This is a genomic window from Paenibacillus sp. S29, from assembly GCF_049319765.1.
Taxonomy (GTDB): domain Bacteria; phylum Bacillota; class Bacilli; order Paenibacillales; family Paenibacillaceae; genus Paenibacillus; species Paenibacillus polymyxa_B.
In genome coordinates, this window is sequence record NZ_JBMOUI010000048.1 from 1 (window position 1) to 2,667 (window position 2,667).

The following is a 2,667-nucleotide window of genomic DNA, read 5'->3' on the forward strand; positions in this document are numbered from 1 at the left end:
GTTCATTAATACCGTTCCTGTACGGATTCACAGTGAGAAAGATATGACGTTTGCTGCGTTAATGAAGCAGATACAGGCGCAGGCACTGGCTTCCCGAGCCTATGAAACCTATCCGTTGTATGAAATTCAGGCCCTGACTGAGCAAAAGCAGGATCTGGTAAATCATATTATGGTGTTTGAAAACTATCCAGTGGAACAGCGTATGGAGCACATGGGCAGCCGTGACACGAACGGTTTTACGATTGCCAATGCTTCAATGTCAGAGCAAACGAACTATGATTTCAACATTACGGTTGTGCCGGGGGATGAAATTCATGTCCATTTGGAGTACAACGCGCGAGTATTGGAACGTACAGCTGTAGAGCAAATCCGCGAGCATTTGCTGCATATGATTGAAGAAGCGATTAACAGACCAGATGCACTGGTAGATGAGCTTGAGTTGGTGACTATTTCGGAAAAAGCGAAAATCATCGACGGTTTTGGATCAGTAGGCGTATCTGCATGGAGTGATGAAAAGCAATCAGAAGGGTTGTTCCACGCCTATGTGGAAGAACAAGCGCAGCTTGCGCCGGATCACGTGGCAGTTGTATACGCGGAGCGGCAGCTTACATACCGTGAGCTGAACGAGCGTGGGAACCAACTTGCTCGTAGATTGCGGAATGAAGGCATTGGGCGCGAATCCATTGTTGGTATTTTGAGCGAGCGCTCGGTGGACATGCTGGTCGGCGTATTGGCAGTATGGAAAGCCGGCGGGGCATATGTACCGTTAGATGCGGATTATCCGTCCGAACGTATCCGCTTTATGCTGGAGGACAGCGGTGCGACAGTGCTACTGACTCAAACAGGTTTGCAGGAGCGTGCCCAAGCATGGCTGGAGGAAAGCCGACAGGCTTTGGCCGGAGGGCAGGCTGAGGGTGAGCTGGAAACGGCGGTTAGCATTGAAACGATAGAAAGAGACAGCCTTAATGAGGGATTAAGCTTGAAATCAGATTCGTCATCTAATAGCGAAGCAGCTTCCGAACCCGCAACGGGACTGCGTCTGCACACCGTGCTGGCGCTGGACGATGAGTCGCTGTACATCGGGGATGCCACGGATGTGGAACCTATCAATGAGCCGCAGGATCTGGCGTATGTGATCTATACGTCCGGTACAACGGGACGCCCGAAAGGGGTCATGATCGAGCATCACAGTTTGGTAAACACAGCCGCGGCCTACCGCCGGGATTACCGTCTGAACCAGTTCCCGGTACGATTGCTGCAACTGGCAAGTTTCTCCTTCGACGTGTTCGTCGGCGATATCGCGCGGACGCTCTATAACGGTGGCACGATGGTCATCTGTCCGAAAGACGATCGCATCGACCCAAGCCGTCTGTACGGCTGGATTCGCGACTATCAGATTACGGTGTTCGAATCGACCCCGGCCCTGATCGTACCGTTTATGCAGCATGTGTATGAACAGGGACTGGACATGAGCAGTCTGGAACTGCTGATCACCAGCTCGGATAGCTGCAGCGTGACAGACTACCGGGTGCTGCAAGAACGGTTTGGTGTGGATATCCGCATTATGAACAGCTACGGCGTCACGGAAGCGGCGATCGACTCCAGCTTCTACGACGAAGAACTGTCGAAGCTGCCAAGTAGCGGCAATGTACCGATTGGTCAGGCGTGGCTGAACGCACGGTTTTACATCTTGGACAGCCAGTTGAATCCGGTGCCGATCGGCGTCCTGGGCGAGCTGTGCATTGGCGGTGCCGGGGTGGCACGGGGATACCTGAATCGTGCGGACCTGACGGCCGAGAAGTTCGTGGCAAACCCGTACGTACCGGGTGAACGATTGTACCGCACAGGTGACTTGGCGCGGTGGATGCCGGACGGCAATGTGGACTTTATCGGCCGGATGGATTATCAGGTCAAAATCCGGGGCTACCGGATCGAGCTAGGCGAGATTGAAACGGCGATCCAGCGGGTGCCGGGTGTGCGTCAAGCGGTAGTCATCGACCGGACGGATGAGCGTGGACACAAGTATTTGTGCGGATACATCACGGGAGAAACCGAGCTGCGGATTGAGGAAGTACAGGCCGAGCTGGAAGCAGGACTGCCAGCACATATGGTACCTGCACGCTTGATACGTCTGGAGACCTTGCCACTGACCCCCAATGGAAAAATCGACCGCAAGGCCTTACCGGAACCGGAAGGAAGCATCCATACCGGTGCAGCTTATGTGGCACCGCGTACCACGGTAGAACAGGTTTTAGCTTCAGTGTGGGCCGGGGTGCTGGGTGTCGAAACGGTAGGCACGCAGGATAACTTCTTTGAACTGGGCGGCGATTCGATCAAAGCGCTGCAAGTATCCTCCCGATTGCTGCAAGCAGGGTATCGACTGGACATGAAAGACCTCTTCAGCAATCCGACGGTAGCGTCACTCAGTCCTTTACTTCGTACAGATGGCAAGATGGCTAGTCAGGAAGAGGCAGTAGGCAAGGTAGATCTGACACCCATTCAGCGGTGGTTCTTCGAGCAGCGGCCGGCTGACCTGCACCACAGCAACCAGGCGATGATGCTGTATCGAGCTGGGCGCTTTGACGTCGACGCGCTGCGCCGTACGATGGAACGTATTGTCCAGCATCATGACGCATTGCGCACGGTATTCCGTGAGACGGAGCAGGG

General features: G+C 54.4%; 1 pseudogene. It reads left to right on the top strand.

Annotation, left to right across the window (positions count from 1 at the left end):
- Positions 1-61 precede the first annotated feature (61 nt).
- A pseudogene (locus ACL9RM_RS26380) lies at positions 62-2,667 on the top strand (non-ribosomal peptide synthetase); the annotation flags it as partial.